Below are 22,125 nucleotides of genomic sequence, written 5' to 3' on the forward strand. Positions count from 1 at the left end.
GAACGGCCAGGCGACAGGAGACATCATTATCCCACTTCAAACTGGAACCCGCGGACCCATATAGCGAAGTTGCATAAGATAGATTATGGAACTGAACCCTATGCCCGAAACGCCCAGTTCAGCTGGTAATATCGGCGATCTCGGCCTTTGCCGCCTTTGCCAGAACCTTTGGTTCACTCGGGAAAACGAAGTTCGTGCCGCCGGCGGCCGCCCAGACAATATCGAATTGCATGAGGCTTTCATCCGCATAGGCTTTGATGTCGATCAGATGTCCCAGCGGTGAAACGCCGCCAATCGCAAAGCCGGTTTCCTTGCGGATGTGTTTTGGATCGGCACGATGCAGTTTCTCGCCGGTCAGCTGTGCGGCTTTTTCAAGATCGAGCTTCCGTGGTCCTGAAACCAGAAACAGGTAGAGCTTGTCCGTATCGGCGCCCTGAAAAATCAGGGATTTGACGATCTGCTCGACGGTCACGCCACACTGGATGGCGGCGTCCTCGGCAGTATGCGTCGAATCGGCCATCTGGCGAATTTCGATATGGAGCCCCGCAGCCTCTGCAGCCTGACGAACGCGCTCGACACTCTTGCTCATAATTCAACCTCGAACGCCAAGCCATCAAAGGCTGGTTCGACATTGTCAGGCGTTTCGCGCAGGACAGTTCCATAATCCAAAGGAATATGCATATGGGTCAAAATTGCTCGACGCGGCTTTAACTTTGCTACCCATTCCATTGATTCTTCGAGAGAAAAATGACTTGGATGAGGCCTGTATTGCAGGGCGTCGATGATCAACGTATCGAGCTCGAACAATTGGGCTGCCGTGGTGTCTGGAAACGCGCTGACATCGGAACAATAGGCTACGTTTGCGATCCGGAATCCGAGGGACAGGATGTCGCCATGTACCTGCGGCAAAGGTACGAAACCTATTGATCCCCCCGGACCTTCAATATCAAAGGGCTCGTGGTGGACGATTTCGTGCGGCCGCAGGATGGGCGGATAACTCGAGCCCTCTGGCGTTTCAAAGCAGTAGCGAAAACCTTCATAGAGGCGCCTCTGCGTCACTGCGTCGGCGTAGATATCCACCAGATCACGCCGATCGATGACGAATGTCCGCAAGTCATCCAACCCGTGGATGTGATCCGCGTGTGCATGCGTGTAGATCACCGCATCAAGCCTGCCCGAACCAAAATCGATCATTTGCGATCGAAAGTCCGGACCCGTATCGATGATCACAGTGGTGACGCCGCCCGCTTCCGCAATGCGTTCCACGAGCATGGATGCCCGCCGTCTGCGATTCTTCGGATTGGCTGGATCGCAGTTGCCCCAGTCGCCATTGATGCGTGGCACGCCTGGAGACGAACCGCATCCAAGGATTGTGAAGCGCAGGCGGTCAGGCATTTCCGGTTCCTGTGGCCGGTCTTGGCATTTTCGTGAACAGGCGGAACACATTGTCGGTTGTGAGGGCAGCGATGTCTTCTGCGCTTACGCCGATGGTCTCCGCCAGAACCGCTGCAGTATGCTGGACGAAGCTTGGTTCGTTGCGCTTGCCGCGATGGGGCACCGGCGCAAGATAGGGCGCATCGGTTTCGACCAGAAGCCGGTCGCGCGGTACGTTGCGGGCAATTTCCCTTATTTCCGGCGAGTTCTTGAATGTGAGAATACCGGAGAAAGAGACATAGCCACCGAGTTCAACGCCGACGCGTGCGAGTTCGGCTCCTGAGGAGAAACAGTGCAGGATGAAAGGGAAGGTCCCCTTCCCCGTTTCTTCCTTAAGGATCGAGATGATGTCTTCATCGGCGTTTCGCGCGTGGATCACCAACGGCAGGCCCGTGGCACGGGAAGCGGCAATGTGGGTGCGAAAACCATGCTGCTGGGCGGCTGGCGGCGCGTAGTCGTAGTGATAGTCAAGTCCGGCCTCGCCTATCGCAACCACCTTCGGGTGTGCCGCAAGCCGGATCAGATCGTCGGCAGTTACGTCGAGTTCTTCGTGTGCATTGTTGGGGTGCGTTCCAACCGAGGCATAGACGCTGTCATACGCTTCGGCGATCTTGATGATTTCTGCAAACCGCTTGACGCGTGTACATATCGTCACCTGCCGTCCAATGCCATGATCGAGCGCCCGCTGGACGATGGCATCACGTTCTTCGGCAAAATCCGCAAAGTCCAGATGGCAGTGACTGTCGACAAGCATCGGATATCAGGCTTCTTTGTCTGCTTCGACGTAGCGCGGAAACACCGCCTGCGGCGCTGGCAGATCGGTGCCTGGCCGGAGTTCGCCACCATCGGCAAGATCTGAAAAATCGCGTTTGTTGGCCGGTACAGCCAGAATGTCGAGCAGTTTCGCCGCCGAGCCCGGAATGAACGGTTGGCAAAGTATGCCGATACGCCGGATGACTTCCGCCGTCACATAGAGAACCGTCTCCATGCGTGCCGGATCGGTCTTTTTCAGCGCCCATGGTTCCTGTGAAGCGAAATAGCGGTTGGCCTCGGCTACAACGCCAAAAATGGCGGCCAGCGCCAGGTGCAGCGCCTGTGTTCCAACAGCCTTGCGTGCAGTTTCCAGCGCCTGCGTTGCCTGGCCGAGGATCGCCTTGTCGGCTTCGGTAAATGCGCCCGGCTGCGGAACCTTGGCATCGCAGTTCTTCGCAATCATCGACAATGAACGCTGCGCCAGATTGCCGAGATCATTTGCAAGGTCTGCATTCGTGCGATTGACGATGGCTTCGTGGCTGTAATTGCCGTCCTGGCCGAACGGGATTTCGCGCAGCAGGAAATAGCGCAGCTGATCCAGCCCGTAATGCTCGACCAGTGAAACCGGATCGATGACGTTGCCAACGGATTTTGACATCTTTTCACCGCGGTTGAACACGAAGCCATGACCATATACGCGCCTGGGCAGTTCGATACCGGCCGAAAGCAGGAAGGCTGGCCAATAGACCGCATGGAAGCGGATGATATCCTTGCCTATGATGTGCACATCGGCCGGCCAATAGCGCCAGCGTTCAGCGTTTTCATCAGGATAGCCGGCTGCGGTGATGTAATTGGTCAAGGCATCGACCCAGACATACATGACATGCTTTTCGTCGCCGGGAACAGGAATGCCCCAGTCGAAGGTAGTGCGCGAGACCGACAGATCCTTCAGCCCGGATTTGACGAAGGACACAACCTCATTGCGCCGTTCATCGGGGCCGATGAAACCCGGATTATCCGCATAAAGCTTGAGCAGGCGGTCCTGGTAGGCAGACAGGCGGAAGAAATAGCTCTCCTCCTCCAGCCACTCGACGGGCGTGCCCTGCGGACCATAGCGCACGTTGTCGGCGCGCACTTCGGTCTCCTCCTCCTGGTAATAGGCCTCGTCGCGGACGGAGTACCATCCCGCGTAACCACCTTTGTAGATATCGCCGGCATCGACCATCTTCTGCCAGATTGCCTGCGAAGCCTTGTAGTGGCGCTCTTCCGTCGTGCGTATGAAATCATCATAAGAAGCATTCAAAAGATGCCCCATGTCACGGAAAAGCTTGGCATTTCTGTCTGCGAGCTCACGCGGTGAAATGCCTTCCTTGCGCGCCGTCTGCAGCATCTTGATGCCATGTTCGTCGGTCCCGCTCAGGAAAAGGACATCCTTGCCGTCATGCCGGTTGAAGCGCGCAATCGCGTCCGTCGCGATTACCTCATAGGCATGGCCGATGTGCGGGCTTCCGTTCGGATATGAAATGGCGGTTGTGATGTAGAATGTTTCGCGGCTCATACGTGACCTGATTTTGTCTTTGTATCTTTGGGAGAAAACGTCTGGCTGACATAACCCATGTGCGGTCCGATTGCCATAGCCGCGGCGCTGTTAGCCGCGCTCAACGCGCCCAAAGCTGCGGCACCGCCTTGTAAGTCTCGATCACACGGTCTGCGTGCACAAGAATCATCTTTTCGAACTGTGCTTGTGCGATAAGCATTCGATCGAAAGGGTCCGGATGAGCCCATTCGAGCATCCCCGCAAACTCTGCGTGGGCAGGCGCGATTGGAAGTGGCAAGAACCCGTTTCTGTCAATTGAGGCACTCGGCGCGCCCGCAAACTGCAGCTTTCCCTTTGTACTCTTGATGGCAATCTCCCAGATGGAGGCCGCGCTCACATAGATACGGTTTCGTGGTTCTGCAATCGCCGCGCGCGCTGCTGTTCCGAGCTCGCTCGCGCCACTATCCCACCAGAGAACGACGTGTGTGTCCAACAGGAGGTCCATCGGCTATCCGAACAGGGCTTCAATTTCTGCGTCGACGGCATCAAAGTCATCGGCAATATACGTGACCTGAAGGGCATTGGCGGGTTTGCGTGGCGCGTCTCGTTTCGGTAGCGGTCCCAATTTCGCAAGCGGAACGCCGTTCTTGGCAATTATGACTTCTTCCCCCGCGGCAGCGCGATCCACCAGATTGGAAAGATTGGTTTTAGCATCGTACAGGTTGACTTTTTCCATCGAATTAGTCCTTGACCAACTTGACCAAACCTACAACATAAATTGCGCTTGGTCAAGTTGGTCAAGCAAATGCTCGATGCACGCGCTCAAGGAAGATCAGGACCGTCTGTTTGCGGTCGAGATTGAATGCCGCGGCTTCCCTCGCCTCATTCTGCATATCGTTCCAGAGCCCGGACCAACGGCTGGCCCCGGAAACGTTGCCCTGTTCCGCGGTGAGGCGCGCTCGTGCAGCGAGACGGGTCAACAGATCCTCGAGGAAGAGTTCGTACTGGATTTCAGCGTCGCGCCCGGCCAGGGCAGTCGCAAGGGCATGCGCCTTTGGCACATCGAATACCGGTTTGCCAAGAATGGCATCGACCGTTTCAGAGATTTCAAGTCCGCCGAATGCCAACAGCAGTGCTGCCCTGCGTACACTGCCCGCGGCATGGGAGATCAGCGCATCCGCATTTCCGGCGTCGAGATTTATGGCAGACAGCGCAGCAAGGAGATCCTGTTGCCCGAGTGGCTCGAAACGGATCGACTGGCACCGGGAGCGGATGGTCGGGAGCAATCGCCCTGATGAATGGGAGATCAGAATGAAGAGTGTTCGTTGCGGCGGTTCTTCAAGAGTTTTAAGCAAAGCATTGGCAGCATTACGATTCATGTCATCGGCCGGATCGATAATCACGACCCGCCATGACCCATCATGTGCGGTACGATTGAGAAAATGCGTGACGCGCCTTATCTCGTCGACTGTTATTCCAGTCTTGAATTTTCCCGTCTTGGCATCAACCGGCCGCGTGATGTGCAGCAGGGCAAGGTGCGTCCCCGTTGCTATCTGCCGGTAGGGCGCAACCCGGTAATCCGGCTGCGCCAGCGTTAGCGGCGCATCACGCTCTGCCGGATATTTCAGCATGTGCCCGGCAAGGTGGAATGCGAGCGTGGCCTTGCCAATGCCTTGCGGTCCCTCGAGGAGCAACGCGTGATGCATATGCCCCGACTGGTAGGCCTGGGCAAGGAATGCCCGTATCCCGGCATGCCCAAAAATCTGCGGATTGGCGGACGGAGCAGGAATGCCGTCTATCGTGTCATGGGTTGCTGGTACGTCAAGAACCGCATCGCTCATCTGGCCACCTCGGCGGGCTGCTGCGCGATTGCTCTGCGCTCCACCTTGAGCTTGTCGACCAGAGCAGCTATTTCCCGGGCAATCTCGCCCGCAGGCCGGTCAGCGGCGATCACGCTGCACCGGTCTGGCTCCGCCTTGGCAATGGCGAGATAGGCGTCGCGCCGCCTGTGATGCATGTCGATGGTTTCCTTCTCGAACCGGTCGGCGGTTCCTTCCCCTCGACGCGCATTGGCGCGTTGCAATCCGACCTCTGCAGGCAGGTCCAGGATGATGGTCAGATCCGGCATGAGGCCGTTGATTGCTGATCGCTCGATGGCGCGCATAAGGTCTGGATCAAGGTTCCCCGTCACGCCCTGGTAAACCCGGCTGGAATCGATATAGCGGTCGCAGAGTACCATGCGGCCAGAACGAAGCGCGGGACGCATCACCTGTTCGACATGATCATTGCGTGCAGCCGCGAACAACAGGGCCTCCATGGCCGGTCCGAAAGGCTCGGCGGCGCCGCTCAGGATGACATGGCGGACTGCTTCGGCGCCCGGCGAGCCGCCCGGCTCGCGCGTCACCAGTACGTCGTGGCCCTGTGCGCGCAAATGCTCCGCAAGCCGCGCTATCTGCGTGGATTTGCCGGCGCCCTCGCCTCCTTCGAACGTGATGAACAGTCCTTGCACGCTTACGGTTTCTTCTCTGCTGGCACTATGGTCGTGCGTGGTTCGACAAGTTCACCATGAGGGAGGGAAGTTGCTAGATACAAAAGCAAAGATGCTGCAGCTCCTGTCTTGCGAGCGCCCGGCTTCCCTGATGGTGAACTTGTCGAACCACGCGCCTGCAATCACGTCTACTGAGATTCAAAGGGAATTGCCAAGAATTTAAAAATTAAGGCGTCTCATCCAGCCAGTTGCCAGTTCGAAAACTGCGTCGAACGAGCGCTTCTTCAGCCCCCCGCTCTCCACTGCCTCTGCCGTGTAGACGGGTGTCTCCTGCGCCAATGCATCCCCAATCCAGATGCGCAACGTGCCGACTTCCTGGTCCGCCTGCAATGGCGCTACCAGGGGGCCGCGATAGACCACGTGGGCCCGCAGACGATCGCGGTTGGCGACTGGCACAAGCAGGCTCACCTTTTCGTGCGCCTTCAGCGCAACGCCCGACTTTACTCCACCGAAAACACTCGCCTCGCCTATGGCTTCCCCCTCGGCGAAGATGTCCATTTCCTCAAACGCCTGATAGGCCCACTCGAAGATGCGCTTGGCTTCCTCGGCGCGTTCCTTGTCGCTGGCAAGTCCGCTCAGCGCGACGATGTAGCGTCGTCCGCTCCTCTCCGCTGCGCCAACGATGCCATAGCCGGATTTTTCAGTATAACCGGTACCCATGCCATCCGCGCCGATGTCGAGCCGCAGCAGCGGATTGCGGTTGCGCTGGAAAATATTGTTCCAGGTGAAACTGTCCTGCGCATAGGTGCGGTAATAATCCGGATACGCGGACTTGATATGGCGTGCCAGGGCCACGAGGTCGGTGAGTGAAATCCGTTGGTGCGGGTCGGGCAACCCGGTTGAGTTGACGAAGGTTGCATTCTTCAGGCCGATTTCTTTGGCCCGGGCGTTCATCATCTCCGCAAATTTCGGTTCGGATCCCGCAATGCCCTCCGCCAGGATGATACAGCCATCATTGGCCGACTGTACGATCACACCCTGGATAAGGTCGGCAACGCTAAGCGACGATTTCAGCTTGGCGAACATGGTCGAGCCACCAGACGGCGCACCGCCTGTGCGCCAGGCGTTTTCGCTGACCGTATACTGTGTCTCGGGCGTGATCTTGCCGGTCTTCAGTAGGTGAAAGACGACTTCCATGGTCATCAGCTTGGCCAGCGCTGCCGGCTCGATCAGCGTGTCCGGCGCTTTTGCGTAGAGAATCGTGCCGGTCTTGTCCTCGACCATCAAGGCCTGCTTGGCCTTTGTTTCGAAGAGTGCGGCCTGCGCGCCTGCAGTCGTCACAGAGGCGAGTGTCAGCGCCGCGCCAAGTACGAGGATACGAAACGGCCTGATGGACGATTGGATGAGGCGATGGAAATCAGTTACCGTCATCGCGAACGACAAATGCATCACCGGCTCCGGCATTCCATGCGGCCTGGAGCAGGTCGTCGGTCTTCTTGCCGGTGGTGGCGCGGGCGATAAGGCCGATGCGCGGACCGTCGGGACTTGCGACGTTCGAAAGCTCGACGGTGCCCAGCGGCGATAGTGCCTTCATCACGCGCGCGGCTTCCGCCTTGTCGGCAAAAAGGCCGACATCGACATATTCCGCCGTCGGCTGGATGCCGTTGCGGAGCTTGTTCATGTCTTTCCACGAAGTGGAAACAGCCTCGGGTGACAGGAGGCCGTTCGCTGCCTGCAGCGTCGTATTGGCATTGGCAACGCGCTCGCTGGCATAGGAACTGACGAGGGATGACGCTGGCGCTGCCCTGTTGGGCTTGAGCGAGCCGATAAGGATTGTCGGCTTCTCATCGACATAGGGTCCGATGAGCGGCAGAACCGGCACGATATCAAGATTGAATGAAAGTCCGAGGTCTTCCATCGGTGCTGCCGCCTGTATCGGTTGCGGAGCGGCGAGACGAGCGGCCTGGTCGTCCAACGACACTGGCTGGTTGCCAAGGCTCGCCACCTGGATACCGGCGGGCTGTGGCTGTGTCATGCCGGGAATGGCAACGGGAGCACGCCGTGTCGGCGTCGCGCCATTCATCGCGATCATGACACCTGACGCGGGCTGGCCCCAGGGATCGGCTGCGCCAGGACCACGATAGGATGCCATGAGAAAACGGTCGTCACTGCCTTCAAGCGGGGCGCGCCCGACATACTCGACCTTCACATCGGCCGTTCCCGTGTGCTGGTAGTCGAGCATCGTGGCGGCCTTTTGCGAAAGGTCGATGACGCGGTTGCTGTGATAGGGTCCGCGATCATTGACGCGCACGATCACCGAACTGCCATTAACGAGATTGGTCACGCGGGCATAGCTCGGCAAAGGCATTGTCGGGTGTGCTGCGGTCAGGCGCGTCGTATCATATATCTCGCCATTGGCAGTCAGACGACCGTGGAAGGCGGAGCCGTACCACGATGCCCTGCCCTTGCGTACATAACCGGGTTCTTCCTTGGGGTAATACCACTTGCCGGCGACCTGGTAGGGCCGTCCGATCTGGTTGCGTCCGCCGCCTCGGGGAATGTGGCGAAGGTCAGCAACAACGCGCGGGCTTGCCTTCACGCCATATTCGGATTCTGCGAAATATTCCTTGCCGTGGGTGCGCTTGGCGACTTTTACCGGGGCTGAGCCACAAGCTGCTACCAGGGCGCCTATGGCGACCAACCCCACAACTCGATAAGCGTTGGCTTTTGACAATGCAAACCACCGGCCGTTGTTGGCCGTCCCCAGTAATTTTACATTCGATGTATCGATAACAGATCAGAAGAGAGGCGCAACCCCAATACCCGTCCTTGGTGCAGCACCGCCCCCACTATTGGCATGGATTGATTGATAGCAGCTTAACAACATATGGCGGCCACCCCCGTTTATCGGCCCTAATCGGCCATACCTGCAGTATCAGCCCTCGCGGCATCACTTTTTATGTTGGTTCGTCGCATAAACGGCAAAAAGCGGCCATAGTTTTCCACCCGGTGCAAAAGTGCTTGAAATGAACAGAGCAATCACGCATAGAACGCTCCGCCGGAAGAGTGGCCGAGTGGTTTAAGGCAACGGTCTTGAAAACCGTCGTGCGGGGAACCGTACCGTGAGTTCGAATCTCACCTCTTCCGCCACAATTTTCACCTTAGAAGTTGCACTCGGCGTCTGGGATTGTCTTGAGAATTTGCCCGTAGAGCCAAACTGGCCAACAAATCCTCCCGGGCAATCGCTTCAGCACGAAGCGTCAGGTTTATCGGCATAAGAATCGACCTCGCCACTGGCCGATTCGATGCAATAGCGCGAGCACTGGCAACCGCCAGGACGGCTTCCAGTGCTCCTGCGATAGTGCGAACCCCCGCGGCCAGATGTCGGGCTTCGGGATGCGGCTATTTACCCTTCTTCTTCGACGCATTGAATGCATCGACATAACTGCGGCCGACCGCACGAACCGCCCTGCCAATATCGTCGTAGACGTCGTCGGTAAGGTTGGCGAAGGAGACCCTTACGCTCCAGTTGGGCGCATCGAATCCGCCGCCGTTGAGGAGCACGATCGCATGGTCCTCAGCAAGCTTGAACACGAGGTCGAGGGGATGAACGTTCTTCTTCAGCCACTTCACCATGTCTTCGCCGATATACCGGCGAAGCCAGAACTCGAAATCGATGGTACCGTAATAGTAGGCAAAGTTCGGATTCGGCTGGACGTCAAGCGGCAAGCCCTCAAGCAGGCTGTCCACGCGGCTGTGGCAGATATCCATGCAAGCCTTCTGATACAGCTTTTCGGTGTCCATCAACTCGCTTATGGAGAACATGGTCATCATCACCTGCTGGGGTAGCGACAGACCTGCGGTATGATTGAGCGCGACGTCACGGCTATCAGCAACAAGCCGATCTATCATCTTGAGTTTGCGCGGTTCAAGCGTGATGGAGATATAGCGCTTGTCCAGCGCTTCGAGGTCCTTGGCCGGAAGCTTGCCGAGCATCTCGTCGAGGATGTTCTTCTCATGAATTGCAATTACGCCCAGTCGCCAGCCCGTGCACCCGAAATATTTCGAGTAGGAGTAGACGCCGATGGTGTTTTCCGGCAGTTCGGCCATCAGGGAGCGGAAGCCCGGCACGAAGGTGCCATAGACATCGTCAGTGAGCAGCAGCAGGTCTGGCCGCTTTTTCTTCACAAGATCAACGATTTTCTTCAGTGAAGAGGAGTCGATCGCCATCGATGTCGGATTGCCTGGGTTAACGACGAAGAATGCCTTGATCTTCGGATCCTCAAGCTTCTTGATCTCCTCGTCGGAATATTGGAACCTTTGCTCCTGCTTCGCCTTGATATGGACAGCCTTGAAGGCATAGTCCTCAAGCTCTGCAATCTCGATATAAGGTGTGAAGATCGGCGTGCCGAGTGCGATCGTATCGCCCTTCTTCAGGATGCGATTGGCGATCAGTGACTTGAATATATAGCACATGGCGGCGGTGCCGCCTTCCACTGCATAGAGGTCGAATTTGCCGGGCGGAACCTTGTCGCCGCACATTGCCCACATCAGGTACCGATGTGCGACCTGTTCGGCATGAACCAGCATACGGTCGGGTACGGGATAGTTGTCGCCGATGATCGAATCGGCAAGTTCGAAAACGAACGCGTCGGGATCAAACCCGAACGCTGTCACTGCGTGATCGACCATCTTGGACAGGAAATCCGCGCCTTCCATGTCGGCGTGCTTGTCGAGCCAGACCTTGAACCTTTCGGCGATGTCTTTTTGTTGCGGCATTCCGGCGACACCGGCCGTTGGATTGTCCATCGTACGGCGGGATTCTGACAGGGCGAACTGTCCGAACAGGAAGAAGCCTTCGCGTGGCCTTGTCGCGATCCAGTTTGGATTGCCGCGTCCCGCATTGAGCAGGACTTGGGTGGACTTCTGGGAACTCCGTTTGGCTAGCTTGATCAATGCATCCTTGATCTCGAACGGGCTCATCTTCTCGTAGTCGCGGTAGTCGATCTTGGACATGGCGATTCCTCCCACCCTGTTAACATTCGCACTAGATCATACGGTGCGGATCTCTCTTGATTCAGTGTGGGTCGGGGCCAGGCTCAGAGGCGAGAATCACAAGGACATCGCGCAGACAGTATTGGCACCACTATCCATTCTGAAGAACAACAAGAATCCAACAGCGGAAAGACTGTAGTCATTCCGTCCCAAAAGCATGCAGGCAGTCCCAACGCAGCAAAAATTCGGCTTTACCCAGTAACATCCGTAGATAGATATTTACCATTCGCTCCCAATACTTCCGCTTGGAATCGTGTACACGACCGTGTAGACTTGTCAATACAGTAGGGTATTTGGGGAGAACGATTGCGCTACCCGCAAATTGCCGGGTCGCCACATATCGTTCGGATGTTGGGGGCATCATGGTCGACTGGTTCGCAAACACACTTCGCAGCTATCCCGAGATCGCTATCTTTCTTTCGCTGGCGCTCGGCTACTACTTCGGGTCTTTTACATATAAGGGCCTCGGCCTCGGAGCCGTAACGGCAACTCTTATCGCCGCCGTCATCATTGGCCAGCTTGGCATCACCATTTCCCCTCCGCTCAAAGCCACCGTCTTTCTCATGTTCCTGTTCGCTGTCGGCTATGGCGTGGGTCCACAGTTTGTCCGCGGCATCGCCAAGGATGGTGTGCCGCAGGCGCTGTTTGCCGCAGTGGTTTGCGTGTTCTGTCTCGGCGCTCCTCTCATTGCCGCCAAGGTAGCAGGCTATGATATCGGATCGGCGGCGGGACTCTACGCCGGTTCGCAAACGATTTCCGCTTCGATGGGTCTGGCGACCGACGCAATCAATCGCCTTGGCCTGGCGCCGGAGGAAACCAAACGGCTTCTCGATGCCATGCCGGTTGCCTATGCCGTCACCTACATATTCGGCACAGTTGGCTCGGCGATCGTTCTGGCCTTGCTGGGCCCCGCATTGCTGGGCATCGACCTCGAAGCCGAATGCAAGCGTTACGAGGAGGAGCACGGGGGCAAGAAGGAACTCGGCGGTGCTGGCACAGCCTGGCACAATTACGAATTGCGTGCGTTCCGCGTGAAGGATGGCGGGCGAGTTGTTGGTCTCACGGCGCGGCAGGCCGAGGCGCTGATCCCCGAGCAGCGGGTGTTTGTCGAACGTGTGCGGCGGGGTGGCAAGGTCCTCGATGCGACCGAAGACACCGTAATCCAGGCGGGTGATATCGTGGCCGTCGCCGGGCGCCGCGAAGTTCTGGTCAGTCTGATCGGCGCTGCCGCCGAAGAGGTCGATGATCGCGAACTCCTGGCAGTGCCCGTCGAAGGCGTGGACGTGCTGGTCACCAGCAAGCACGCCGATGGCAAAACCCTGGCGGAACTCGCGCAGATGCCGTCCTCGCGCGGGGTTTTCCTGCGCAGGATCGTTCGTGGCGCGACAGCCACGGACATCCCGATCCTGCCCAACACGAAGATACACCGGGGCGACATATTGACTTTGGTGGGCCGTACGCAGGACACCTCCGCCGCCGCGAAGGCGCTTGGCGTTGCCGACCGCCCCAGCGATATCGCCGACGTGGCCTTCATCGGGGCTGCGATTGCGATCGGCGCATTGGTCGGGGCATTTGTCTACAAGGTCGGCGATATACCGCTGACGCTGTCCACGTCCGGCGGCGCGCTCATTTCCGGTCTCGTGTTCGGCTGGCTCCGTTCGGTCCATCCGACCTTTGGACGGATACCGTCATCCACCGTATGGTTCATGAATTCCGTCGGCCTGAACATCTTTATCGCGGTAGTCGGCATTTCCTCCGGCCCGGGCTTTATCGCCGGTCTGCAGCAACTGGGCTTCAGCCTGTTCCTCTGGGGCATTTTTGCCACGACTGTTCCGTTGATACTGGCGATGTATGTCGGAAAATATGTGTTCCGCTTTCACCCCGCGATCCTGTTGGGATGCTGCTCTGGTGCCCGCACGACGACAGCATCCCTTGGCATGATCAATGACCGGGCAAAGAGCCAGATTCCCGGGCTTGGCTACACGGTGACCTATGCGGTGGGTAATACCTTACTGACGGTCTGGGGCATGGTCCTTGTGTTGCTGATGTCGTGAGTGTGAAGCCGACTCGCCGACGAAGCTCGTCGGCGATTTAACATCGACCTGGAGCATTTCATGCGAAGCAAGCCGTCGACATCGACGGATGGATTCCACTCGAACAGAGACGTGAAGGGAGTACACCGTGCCCCGCGAAACCAAACGCAATGATCAATTTCTGCTTATCCATTCCGGGCGCGCCGACAACTGGCGTGAGATCACGACGCTGGCCGATGCCTGGGCAAACAAACAAGGCGAGCGGGCGGCACTTGAGGACGCGCTCACAGCCTTGTCGGCCAGTGAGGAATATCACGCCTACCCGGGTGCCCGTCTCCTCGGAACGTTGACCGAACGCATCGCTACCAACGACGCTGGAGGCGCCGCCAAACTTGCAAGGCGCATCTCCAACGGGCTGCTGACGCGTGTTTATCGCGGGCGCCCTGCAGAGTGGGATGTTCATGATGAGATGTCGTCCGGCGAAGTCGCCGATATCATGCCGACGTCCACAGGTGAAACGGGACCTCGCCGCCCCTACTTCGAAGTGCTTTTCGTCAACAGTCAGCCGGCGGCCCGGTGGCCCGCACTCGCCAGCGAAATTCGCCGGCTGCGTAGGCCGGAGGATGCATTCATCTATGAGCCGATCTTCATTGGCTCATTTGAGGACGCGCTATGTGCAGCTATCGTGAACCCAGACATCGTTTCGGTCGTACTTGCTGAGGGCTTTCCCTATCGTTCGCGCCATGAAGTGCCTGTCCTGCGCTCCGTGCTTGATCCTCTTGGTGAGTTGGAAACAGCCGACAAGTCAGCACTGCGGCTTGCACGCACACTGAAAAGGATCCGGCCGGAACTTGACTTATACTTGCTGTCCGATCGCGAGGTGGAAAAGCTTGCCGGCGATTCGGCAGCGGACGCCATTCGGCGCATCTTCTACGCTGTAGAGGAACCCCTCGAATTGCACCTCGCGATCCTGGAGGGTGTACAGGCCCGCTATGAGACACCCTTTTTCGACAATTTGAAGAACTATGCCCGCAGGCCGATTGGCACGTTCCACGCATTGCCCATTGCCAGAGGAAAATCGGTTTTCCATTCCGATTGGATTCGCGACATGGGTGACTTCTACGGGATCAATCTCTTCCTGGCGGAAAGCAGTGCGACGACGGGGGGCCTCGACAGTCTGCTGGAACCCACGGGCAACATCAAGCGCTCACAGGAGATGGCTGCTCGTGCTTTCGGCGCCGATCACGTCTTCTTCGTCACAAACGGCACTTCCACATCAAACAAGATGGCTGTGCAGGCGCTGCTCGCCCCCGGCGATATCGCGGTCGTGGATCGGAACTGCCACAAATCGCACCATTATGGCATGGTGATGAGTGGTGCTCAGCCCTACTATGTCGAAGCCTTTCCCATGACTGAATATTCCATGTATGGGGCAGTTCCGCTCGACACTATCAAACGTGCTCTTTTGGCACTGCGGGCGGAAGGTCGGCTGGATCGCCTCAAGCTGCTTGATCTGACGAACTGCACATTCGACGGACATATGTACAATGTCAGGCGGGTCATGGAGGAATGTCTTGCGATAAAACCAAATCTCGTTTTTCTCTGGGACGAGGCGTGGTCTGGATTTGCCCGATTCTCGCCTTTCCTGCGTCCGCGTACAGCGATGGGGGCCGCGGCAGAAATTGAGGAGTGGTTGCGCGATCCGGCCTCTGTCACGGCATATGAGAAACAGCAGGAGGCATTGGGCAAAAAACCAACCGACGATGTACTGCTCGCAACCCGGCTAATCCCCGATCCGCGCAAAGTGCGGCTTCGCGTCTATCAGACCAACTCTACGCACAAGTCCATGTCAGCCATTCGCCAGGGATCAATGCTGCTGGTCAAGGACGTCGACTTTCCTACCGTCGAAGCCCAGTTTCACGAGGCTGTCTTCACCCACGCTTCGACCAGCCCCAACCAGCAGCTGATCGCAAGTCTGGACGTAGCGCGCCGGCAGATGGAGCTCGAAGGTTACGGCCTGGTCATGAATGCAATCGAGATCGCGCTCAAGATCCGGCGGGCAATCAACGAGCATCCGTTGATTTCAAAGTACTTTCGCGTACTCGGTGCAGACGCGATGATGCCCCAAGCCTACCGCCAGTCTGGATTTACGGATTACCTGACACCAGGCTCTACCTGGGCAACGGTAGTGAAGGCGATGCGTGAGGACGAATTCTACCTTGATCCAACCCGGATGACGCTCGTGTGCGGCACCGCCGGTTTTGACGGAACGCAGTTCAAGGGTCTTCTGGCCAGCACGTACGACATCCAGCTCAACAAGACGTCGCGCAACAGTGTGCTGTTGCAATCGAACATCAACAACACCCGCAGCGATATCGCTCATCTCGTCCGCGTTCTGGTGGAGATCTGCCATGCGATCGAAAAACGGCTGGCCGATGGTGGAGAGGCAGAGCAGACCGCATTCAAGGCGCGGGTAAAATCGCTGATGACCGACGTCCCCGACTTGCCCAATTTCAGCCGTTTCCATGATGTGTTCCGCGGCGACGCCGGAACGACGACACCGGAGGGTGATATCCGTACCGCGTTCTTTGGCGCGTATGATCCAGCGATCTGCGAATATGTTCCGCTGTTTGGGGCAGAATGTGACAGAAGGCTCCGCGAAGGGCCCGAAATGGTCTCAGCCAATTTCGTCATACCTTATCCTCCCGGGTTTCCAATCATGGTGCCGGGCCAAGTGCTGACCCAGGAAACAATCGACTTCATGCGGAAACTCGATGTGAAGGAAATCCACGGCTATGAAAAAGCCAAGGGGCTCAAGCTGCTACTGCCTGATGCGATCACCGCAAAAGTGAGGCGTTGAGCGCCGGGCCGCGAAATCTTAATGGCTGGCGTTGTTTGAAGGTGTCCGCGGGCGGAGGGGATAGCAATGGGTTGGTTTGAGCAATTCCTGATCAAATATCCGGAACTTGCCGTGTTTCTTGCCATCGGTATTGGCTACATGATTGGTGGCGTGAAAGTCCGCGGCTTCAGCCTTGGGCCCGTGACCGGTTCCCTTTTCGCTGGAATTCTCATCGGACAGTTTGCTCACGTGCCGATTGCAGGCATGGCCAAATCGTTTCTGTTCCTTCTATTCCTGTTCGGCATTGGCTATTCGGTCGGACCGCAATTCCTGCAAGCCCTTCAACGGGATGGGTTGAAGCCTGTAATGCTCGCCGTGGTCGTCTGTGTAACAGGGCTGCTCACGGCCATCGTCATTGCCAAGGCGCTTGGGCTTGACCCCGGTTTTGCGGCGGGGCTCGTTTCGGGTGCGCTCACGGAGAGTCCAGCGATGGGCACGGCCACCGAGGCCATAAATGCGCTTCCGCTTATGGAGGATGAACGCGCACGGTTGGTGGCGCACGTCGCGGTGGCCGATGCTGTCTGCTACGTCTTTGGTGCTGTTGGCGTTATCATGTTTTGTAGCGTGGTCGGGCCACGATTGCTTGGCATCGATCTCACTGCCGAGGCGTTGAAGCTGGAGCAGGAACTGGGAATCAAGCGAACGACGGCCGGGGTTACGTCTGCGTGGCATAAGTTTGAATTGCGTTCCTACCGGATCGCGCAAGGTTCGCCGGTCGCAGGACTATCCATAGCAGCGGCCGAGGCAAAACTTCCCGAGCACCGGCTCTTCATCCAGCGCGTGCGGCGCGGGGCGTCCGTTTTCGAGGCGACCCCCGAGTTCGTTTTGAGCCCTGAGGACGTTGTTGCAGTATCTGGCCGGCGAGAAAGTCTTGTGCAAGTGCTCGGTCCCCTCGCCGCGGAAGTAGAGGATCGCGAGCTCCTCGACATCCCGGTATCAGTTGCGGACGTGCTGGTAACCAGCCCGTCTCTGGATGGCAGGAGCATCGAGGACGCCGCCAAGGAGGATTGGACGCGGAGCCTCTACTTGCGATCCCTCACCCGCGGGAGCCAGGACCTTCCGCTTGCACCCGGCATCGTAATGCAACGTGGCGATATCCTCCAACTGGTGGGGCCAGAGGCCGTGGTTGCGAGTGCCGCCAAGCGCGTAGGCGTCATTATCGCGCCGACGACTGCGACCGATTTCGTCGTCCTCGCGATCGCAATCTTCCTTGGCGGGCTTGTCGGCGTGCTCGTCACCCTGCCTGTCGGTGACATGCGAATTTCCTTGAGTACCAGCGTGGGAACCTTGCTGGCAGGGCTGTTGGTCGGGCATTTGCGCACGCGCTTCCCCCTCTTCGGTCGCATACCGGATGGAGCGGTCTCTCTGATGACAGCACTCGGTCTTGCCGCATTCGTCGCAATGACCGGCCTCCATGCCGGCCCCATCTTCTTTACAGCCATCGCGGAGGCGGGAGTTGGCCTGCTTTTCGGCGGCATGGTCGTTACCCTGATGCCAATGTTTGTGGGGCTTTACTTTGGACATTACCTTCTCCGCATGAATCCGATCCTGCTGCTGGGTGGGCTGGCAGGAGCGCAGACCATGACCGCCGGCATGGCGGCCGTTCAGGATCGGTCCGGGAGTCCGGTAGCTGTCCTCGGCTATACGCCGGCAGTTCCTATTGGCCATATCCTGCTTACAACCTGGGGCACGGTGATCGTGGGCATCATTGCCGCATAGCTTGCCTCACCCTCCCTTTACAGTGTTGGTGGCGCCGGCGCATGACCGGCGACGAAAACGGATCTCAAAAGATCGCTTCCACCGGACCAGAGGATCTGCAGGCCGAGGCAAAACAAAATGAAGGCAGAGAGCCGCACGGCGATATCAGTACCGCCTTGCCCGAGAATCCTTTGGATGCGATCCGCGTAGTTGAAGCAAAGCAGGATCGTCGCCGCCAGGACAGCAATGGCGACGACGCTCGCGACAACGAATATGAGCCTGTCGGCGGGGCTCGAAATCGTTGCCTCTGAAAGCCCTATGCTGATAACCACTGCCATCGAGCCCGGACCCGTCGTAAGTGGCAGGGTGAGCGGATAGAAGGCCTGATCAAGCAGCCTGGTGCCGGGAGTTCCGTCTGTGGGTGTTTCCAGTTCCTTGTGGCTTCCCTCGTTGAGAAGCTTCCACCCGGATACGGCGACAATGAATCCGCCGCCGACGCGAAGGATGGGGATGGAAATCCCGTAAAACTGCAGGATGAGTGCACCCAGCAAAAACGAACACACCAAGAGGATGAATGAGTTCAGGGCGACGCGCCGGGCGAGGACGGAGCGGAGCTCGGGTGTAGCGCCACTTGTGAATCCGAGAAAGACCAGTGCGGAACCGGGCGGATTGACGACCGGAAAGATCGATGCAAGCACCAAAGCGAACGTATTGATGGCCGCGTTCATTCGGATCGATCCTTTTATTGGCGTCCTGTTCCCGGAACTCAGGATATGTCGATCGGAACACCGCTGCTACCGCCCGCGGACGGAGGTCATGCGCTCCTAAAAGTTGCGCTGGATGCGGACAATGCTACCGAGGGCGTCATCATCGCCAAACTCGCTGAGTGCTTCGTCCTCTCGCGCTCCTCCGAACTTGGTATAGTTGAGTTCAGGCCTGATAATGAGACCGGGAACAATTTCATAATTCACGTTGAGAGCCAGGGCGAAAGTCCCTTGCTCTTCGTAGGCAGCCTGTCCATTGATCGTTGCCTTCTCCGTGACCTTGAAGGCAAAGCCGCCCCAGGCAGCCCAGTCGCCTTCCCACGGGCCATACCAGTTGCGGTTCTCGTTGGTGATAAAGGAATCGGAGTCATAGTCTGACTGATACCCACCCATCACCCAGGCCGACAGGGAGTCGGTCAGGTTAACGTCCAGGCGGGCCTTGATGCCCACATCCTCCTGCACGGAATCGTAGCCGATGACTCCACCGATCTGACCCCATCCCTGCTTCAGTTTCACGCCGGCAAGGACGTGTGGCATGTAATCGTCAATAATGTAGTCGGTGCCATTGAATATTTCGCCCTGTTCAGCGGCGATAACGCCGGAAAATCCGTTGCCGCCGTCGAACGTATAGCTGATCTGATTGGTGTTCATACTGTCCGCGCCGTACTGGATCACATCATCCTGAATGATACTGCTTCCGGCATAACCCAACCAGGAACCAAAGAGCAGATCATTGAGACCGATCTGGAAACCACCGAGTTGGATGTAACCTTGATGAAGCGAGGCTACATTATCGCCGTTGGTGTTCTGAACACGGGTGTCGGCAAAGGAGCGCAGCGTGCCGAGTTCGGTCTCTGAGCGGGCATCGAAACGAAGCTCTGCTCTTGAGCGGGCATACCAGGTCTCGTTTTCATCGGCGCCGACTGGGCCACCGGTGAAGACGTCATCGCCGCCGGCCACGTCAAAACGCAGATAGCCGCTCACCTTAAGGCATGTTTCCGTGCCGGGGATATAGAAGAATCCGGTGCCATACGCATCGCAGACACGAACGTATTCTACAGGGTCCGGCTCCGCGACGACCACAGCGTCAGCCGAACGGGCGGTCGATACGACAAGAAACATCCCTGCAGTGGCGAGAAGAAGAGTTCGGTAATCCATAGTATCCCCCATCGGTCGTACTGCTGAACCATTGAGTCGCAGCAACCCCAAACAACCTGAGGAAATGATAGCATGCATGGGGCGTAATACTGTCGCCGCACGGCCACACTACGCAGTATTCTAATGCGAACCTGATCGGAGTAGAGTCGCATATTGACACCCTCCAGAGCCGCAGGCGCAACCGATCGATCAGGCCCGTATCGTGAGTTGAATCCCATCTCGTCCGCGATGAAATCCGCGCTCATCACTGTTTCTTAACCGCATCAGGAGTGCACGTTGGACTTTGCAGCCAACGTCCTTTAAACCGAAACCCGACTGCCGCTTGCAATATTCTGCACAGCGTTATTGGGGCGAATGATTCGTCCTTCCGAAGGCCATGATGGCTCCAATCCCCGTCATTTCCAGCTTTCGGATGTCTTATGGACGATGTCGACCACGAAGATTATGACCCTCCACCCAGCGACAAGCAGTACATGATCGCAGGAGCAATGTTTCTTGCTGTGGTGGCCATCTTGTTCGCCGTAGGATTTCTGGTTGGCAAGGTTTGATGTCTGTCCTGATCGGGACGGCGACAGGTCCAGCTGTCGCGTGCCGGCAAACTCACTCCGGTCTCAATGCTTCCATTTTTCCCCGTCGGAAGACTATGAACACAATTGTCCTCGCGGGAGCACCCTGCCGAGCCCGCTGCAGGTTGCGATTTGGGCTGCAATTCGTTAGGGTCAACTTAATTAGTTGGCTTGCATGGACTCGTGATGACGAGAATTGAATTCACGCCGAAATTTGCGTTGTTCTTATCTATTTTTTTAGTGATTAACGCGCTTTATTTCTGGCTCACAATAAACCCCGCTGATGTCTCTGTTTCGCTGGACGAGTCCGGCCCCATCGAGACTGTGCAACTCGTTTACCTTGCCGGGGGCGCGGTATTGTTCCTGTTCGCGGCAGCGACATTGTCAGGCGCAGAACGAATGTTCTGCATCGCAATGGCAATGCTTTGCATGGTTTTTTTCCTCCGTGAGCTCGAGGTCGACGCCGTTGGCCCAATGACAGATTATCTTGAAAGCCGATCGATCCGCATCCATGAGGCGATCGTGATTGCGGTGGTAGCCATCGGCTACCTGGTTTTTCGCTGGAGCCAGGTTGGAGACGTCGTGCGTTTTGTATTCAGTCGATCTGCGTGGCCATTCTTCGTGGCGGGCATTCTCCTTTTGGTCGGCGCGATTTTTGACATATTTCACGGACCGGTACCAAACCAGATAAAGGAAGAAATATTCGAATGCTCCAGTTACCTGGCACTCGTGCTCATTGCCGCCGCGATCTGTTATCGGCAACCAGGCGCGGCCATCCGTAATAAAGCTACGGATATATTGATGGTGGTCGTGACCGTCTCTGTTTTCGCCGGAGCCTGTTGGCTGACCGGATTTGTCAATCGATGAGGTATGACTCTCGCAAGCAATGGCTCAGCACATCGCTCGCTATTGCGACTGCTGGCGCACAGGACTACCACGCCGCGCAACGACCCGTTCGGTCTGGCTCTGCTACTAAAGTTTAAGAAAATGTCGGAGCCCGGATGACATACGGGTCTAAATCGGCTAGACGGCAGCCCTCTGAGAAGGTGGTGAATGTACGTTTCGGCCGAGAAGAATTTCATCTTCGTTCATGTTGCCAAGACCGGTGGCCAAGCGTTGAAGCAGGCACTGCGTCCCTATGCCGTCCGCAAGGCACGCGGCCAATGGCGGCGGCTTCTGTCGCATCTGCCGGTGCCCGAAGGTCTCGACGCCCAGTTTGGACCGCACGCCCCGATCCGTTGGGCGAGGCTGAAGCTGCCGCGCAGCTTCTTCGACGGTGCCTTCAAATTCGGGCTCGTGCGCAACCCTTACGATCTTGCTGTTTCCCGTTATGCCTTCGTTCGCGGCGAAGGCGACCATCATCGTCACAAGGATGCCCAGTCCCAGAGCTTCGCCGATTTCCTGCGCATGGAGCGTCGGCGTGCGCTGTGGCGCCCGCGCGACCAAAGCGCGATGCTGTGCGACTACAATGGCAACCTTCTCATCGACCAGGTTTATCGCTTCGAGGCAATGGAAGAGGCGTTCACCGATATCGTGACACGGCTCGCCCTGCCCGTGTCACCGGAACTGGCCCGCAAAAATGCCAGCCGGCGCGGTCCCTACCAGGATTATTACACGCCGGTTGAGCGCGGGCTTGTTGAGGAGATATGGCGCCGCGACCTCGATAAGTTCGGTTATACGTTCTAGCGCGGGTGTAGCCGCCTATCGCGGTTTTTAGCCTGCACTGCACCCATGAGCTGA

The 22,125-nt window shown here is 57.5% G+C and carries 18 protein-coding genes, 1 tRNA gene and 1 pseudogene; 7 read left to right on the forward strand and 13 right to left on the reverse strand.

Annotated features, from left to right (window positions below; genetic code table 11):
- Nucleotides 1-118: 118 nt before the first annotated feature.
- From K9U38_RS08720 to K9U38_RS08765, 10 genes and pseudogenes are all read right to left on the reverse strand, one after another.
- Nucleotides 119-589, reverse strand: a complete 471-nt coding sequence (locus K9U38_RS08720) for a YbaK/EbsC family protein (RefSeq protein ID WP_224493956.1) — start codon at nucleotides 587-589, stop codon at nucleotides 119-121.
- A complete protein-coding gene (locus K9U38_RS08725; RefSeq protein WP_224493957.1) occupies nucleotides 586-1,395 on the reverse strand; it encodes an MBL fold metallo-hydrolase in 810 nt (269 codons plus the stop codon). The genes K9U38_RS08720 and K9U38_RS08725 overlap by 4 nt, the downstream gene beginning before the upstream one ends.
- Nucleotides 1,388-2,188: a TatD family hydrolase gene (locus K9U38_RS08730; RefSeq protein WP_224493958.1), complete on the reverse strand. Its 801-nt coding sequence runs from the start codon at nucleotides 2,186-2,188 to the stop codon at nucleotides 1,388-1,390. The genes K9U38_RS08725 and K9U38_RS08730 overlap by 8 nt, the downstream gene beginning before the upstream one ends.
- Nucleotides 2,189-2,194: 6 nt before the next feature.
- Nucleotides 2,195-3,760 (reverse strand): annotated as a pseudogene (gene metG, locus K9U38_RS08735) (methionine--tRNA ligase); the annotation flags it as partial.
- 85 nt (nucleotides 3,761-3,845) lie between these two features.
- Complete coding sequence (locus K9U38_RS08740; protein WP_224493959.1) at nucleotides 3,846-4,229, reverse strand: type II toxin-antitoxin system VapC family toxin; 384 nt, start codon at nucleotides 4,227-4,229, stop codon at nucleotides 3,846-3,848.
- A gap of 3 nt (nucleotides 4,230-4,232) precedes the next feature.
- Nucleotides 4,233-4,460 carry a type II toxin-antitoxin system Phd/YefM family antitoxin gene (locus tag K9U38_RS08745; RefSeq protein ID WP_224493960.1) on the reverse strand — a complete coding sequence of 76 codons (228 nt, stop codon included), beginning with the start codon at nucleotides 4,458-4,460 and terminating at the stop codon, nucleotides 4,233-4,235.
- 61 nt (nucleotides 4,461-4,521) lie between these two features.
- Nucleotides 4,522-5,565 carry a DNA polymerase III subunit delta' gene (locus K9U38_RS08750; protein WP_224493961.1) on the reverse strand — a complete coding sequence of 348 codons (1,044 nt, stop codon included), beginning with the start codon at nucleotides 5,563-5,565 and terminating at the stop codon, nucleotides 4,522-4,524.
- On the reverse strand, nucleotides 5,562-6,233 hold the full coding sequence (gene tmk / locus K9U38_RS08755; protein ID WP_224493962.1) for a dTMP kinase: 672 nt from the start codon (nucleotides 6,231-6,233) through the stop codon (nucleotides 5,562-5,564). Before tmk ends, K9U38_RS08750 begins: the two co-directional genes overlap by 4 nt.
- 198 nt (nucleotides 6,234-6,431) lie before the next feature.
- Nucleotides 6,432-7,661, reverse strand: coding sequence for a D-alanyl-D-alanine carboxypeptidase family protein (locus K9U38_RS08760; protein WP_255607070.1), 1,230 nt, complete (start codon nucleotides 7,659-7,661; stop codon nucleotides 6,432-6,434).
- Nucleotides 7,630-8,946, reverse strand: a complete 1,317-nt coding sequence (locus K9U38_RS08765) for a septal ring lytic transglycosylase RlpA family protein (protein ID WP_224493963.1) — start codon at nucleotides 8,944-8,946, stop codon at nucleotides 7,630-7,632. The genes K9U38_RS08760 and K9U38_RS08765 overlap by 32 nt, the downstream gene beginning before the upstream one ends.
- Before the next feature lie 326 nt (nucleotides 8,947-9,272).
- Here K9U38_RS08765 and K9U38_RS08770 point away from each other — a divergent pair.
- Nucleotides 9,273-9,362, forward strand: a tRNA-Ser gene (locus tag K9U38_RS08770).
- A gap of 252 nt (nucleotides 9,363-9,614) precedes the next feature.
- On the opposite strand, the gene K9U38_RS08775 is transcribed toward K9U38_RS08770, so the two are convergent.
- Nucleotides 9,615-11,228, reverse strand: coding sequence for a bifunctional aspartate transaminase/aspartate 4-decarboxylase (locus K9U38_RS08775; RefSeq protein WP_224493964.1), 1,614 nt, complete (start codon nucleotides 11,226-11,228; stop codon nucleotides 9,615-9,617).
- Between the two features lie 401 nt (nucleotides 11,229-11,629).
- On the opposite strand from K9U38_RS08775, the gene aspT (K9U38_RS08780) reads away from it, so the two are divergent.
- From aspT (K9U38_RS08780) to aspT (K9U38_RS08790), 3 genes are all read left to right on the forward strand, one after another.
- Nucleotides 11,630-13,321 (forward strand): aspartate-alanine antiporter, encoded by a 1,692-nt coding sequence (gene aspT, locus K9U38_RS08780; protein ID WP_224493965.1) that lies wholly within the window; start codon nucleotides 11,630-11,632, stop codon nucleotides 13,319-13,321.
- A gap of 127 nt (nucleotides 13,322-13,448) precedes the next feature.
- Nucleotides 13,449-16,160 (forward strand): decarboxylase, encoded by a 2,712-nt coding sequence (locus K9U38_RS08785; protein ID WP_224493966.1) that lies wholly within the window; start codon nucleotides 13,449-13,451, stop codon nucleotides 16,158-16,160.
- Between the two features lie 66 nt (nucleotides 16,161-16,226).
- Nucleotides 16,227-17,918: an aspartate-alanine antiporter gene (gene aspT / locus K9U38_RS08790; protein WP_224493967.1), complete on the forward strand. Its 1,692-nt coding sequence runs from the start codon at nucleotides 16,227-16,229 to the stop codon at nucleotides 17,916-17,918.
- A 17-nt stretch (nucleotides 17,919-17,935) separates the two neighbouring features.
- Here the strand turns inward: aspT (K9U38_RS08790) and K9U38_RS08795 are convergent, their stop codons facing one another.
- Both K9U38_RS08795 and K9U38_RS08800 read right to left on the reverse strand, forming a co-directional pair.
- Nucleotides 17,936-18,625: a MarC family protein gene (locus K9U38_RS08795; RefSeq protein ID WP_224493968.1), complete on the reverse strand. Its 690-nt coding sequence runs from the start codon at nucleotides 18,623-18,625 to the stop codon at nucleotides 17,936-17,938.
- Between the two features lie 96 nt (nucleotides 18,626-18,721).
- On the reverse strand, nucleotides 18,722-19,819 hold the full coding sequence (locus K9U38_RS08800; RefSeq protein WP_224493969.1) for a porin: 1,098 nt from the start codon (nucleotides 19,817-19,819) through the stop codon (nucleotides 18,722-18,724).
- A gap of 419 nt (nucleotides 19,820-20,238) precedes the next feature.
- On the opposite strand from K9U38_RS08800, the gene K9U38_RS21985 reads away from it, so the two are divergent.
- The 3 genes from K9U38_RS21985 (at nucleotide 20,239) to K9U38_RS08810 (ending at nucleotide 22,071) form a co-directional block, all read left to right on the forward strand.
- Nucleotides 20,239-20,367: a hypothetical protein gene (locus K9U38_RS21985; RefSeq protein ID WP_255607071.1), complete on the forward strand. Its 129-nt coding sequence runs from the start codon at nucleotides 20,239-20,241 to the stop codon at nucleotides 20,365-20,367.
- Between the two features lie 204 nt (nucleotides 20,368-20,571).
- A complete protein-coding gene (locus K9U38_RS08805; RefSeq protein WP_224493970.1) occupies nucleotides 20,572-21,252 on the forward strand; it encodes a hypothetical protein in 681 nt (226 codons plus the stop codon).
- Nucleotides 21,253-21,438: 186 nt separating this feature from the next.
- Complete coding sequence (locus K9U38_RS08810; RefSeq protein ID WP_224493971.1) at nucleotides 21,439-22,071, forward strand: sulfotransferase family 2 domain-containing protein; 633 nt, start codon at nucleotides 21,439-21,441, stop codon at nucleotides 22,069-22,071.
- The last annotated feature ends 54 nt before the right edge of the window (nucleotides 22,072-22,125 follow it).

The organism is Phyllobacterium lublinensis (assembly GCF_020164435.1).
In the GTDB taxonomy this organism is placed as follows: Bacteria; Pseudomonadota; Alphaproteobacteria; order Rhizobiales; family Rhizobiaceae; genus Phyllobacterium; species Phyllobacterium lublinensis.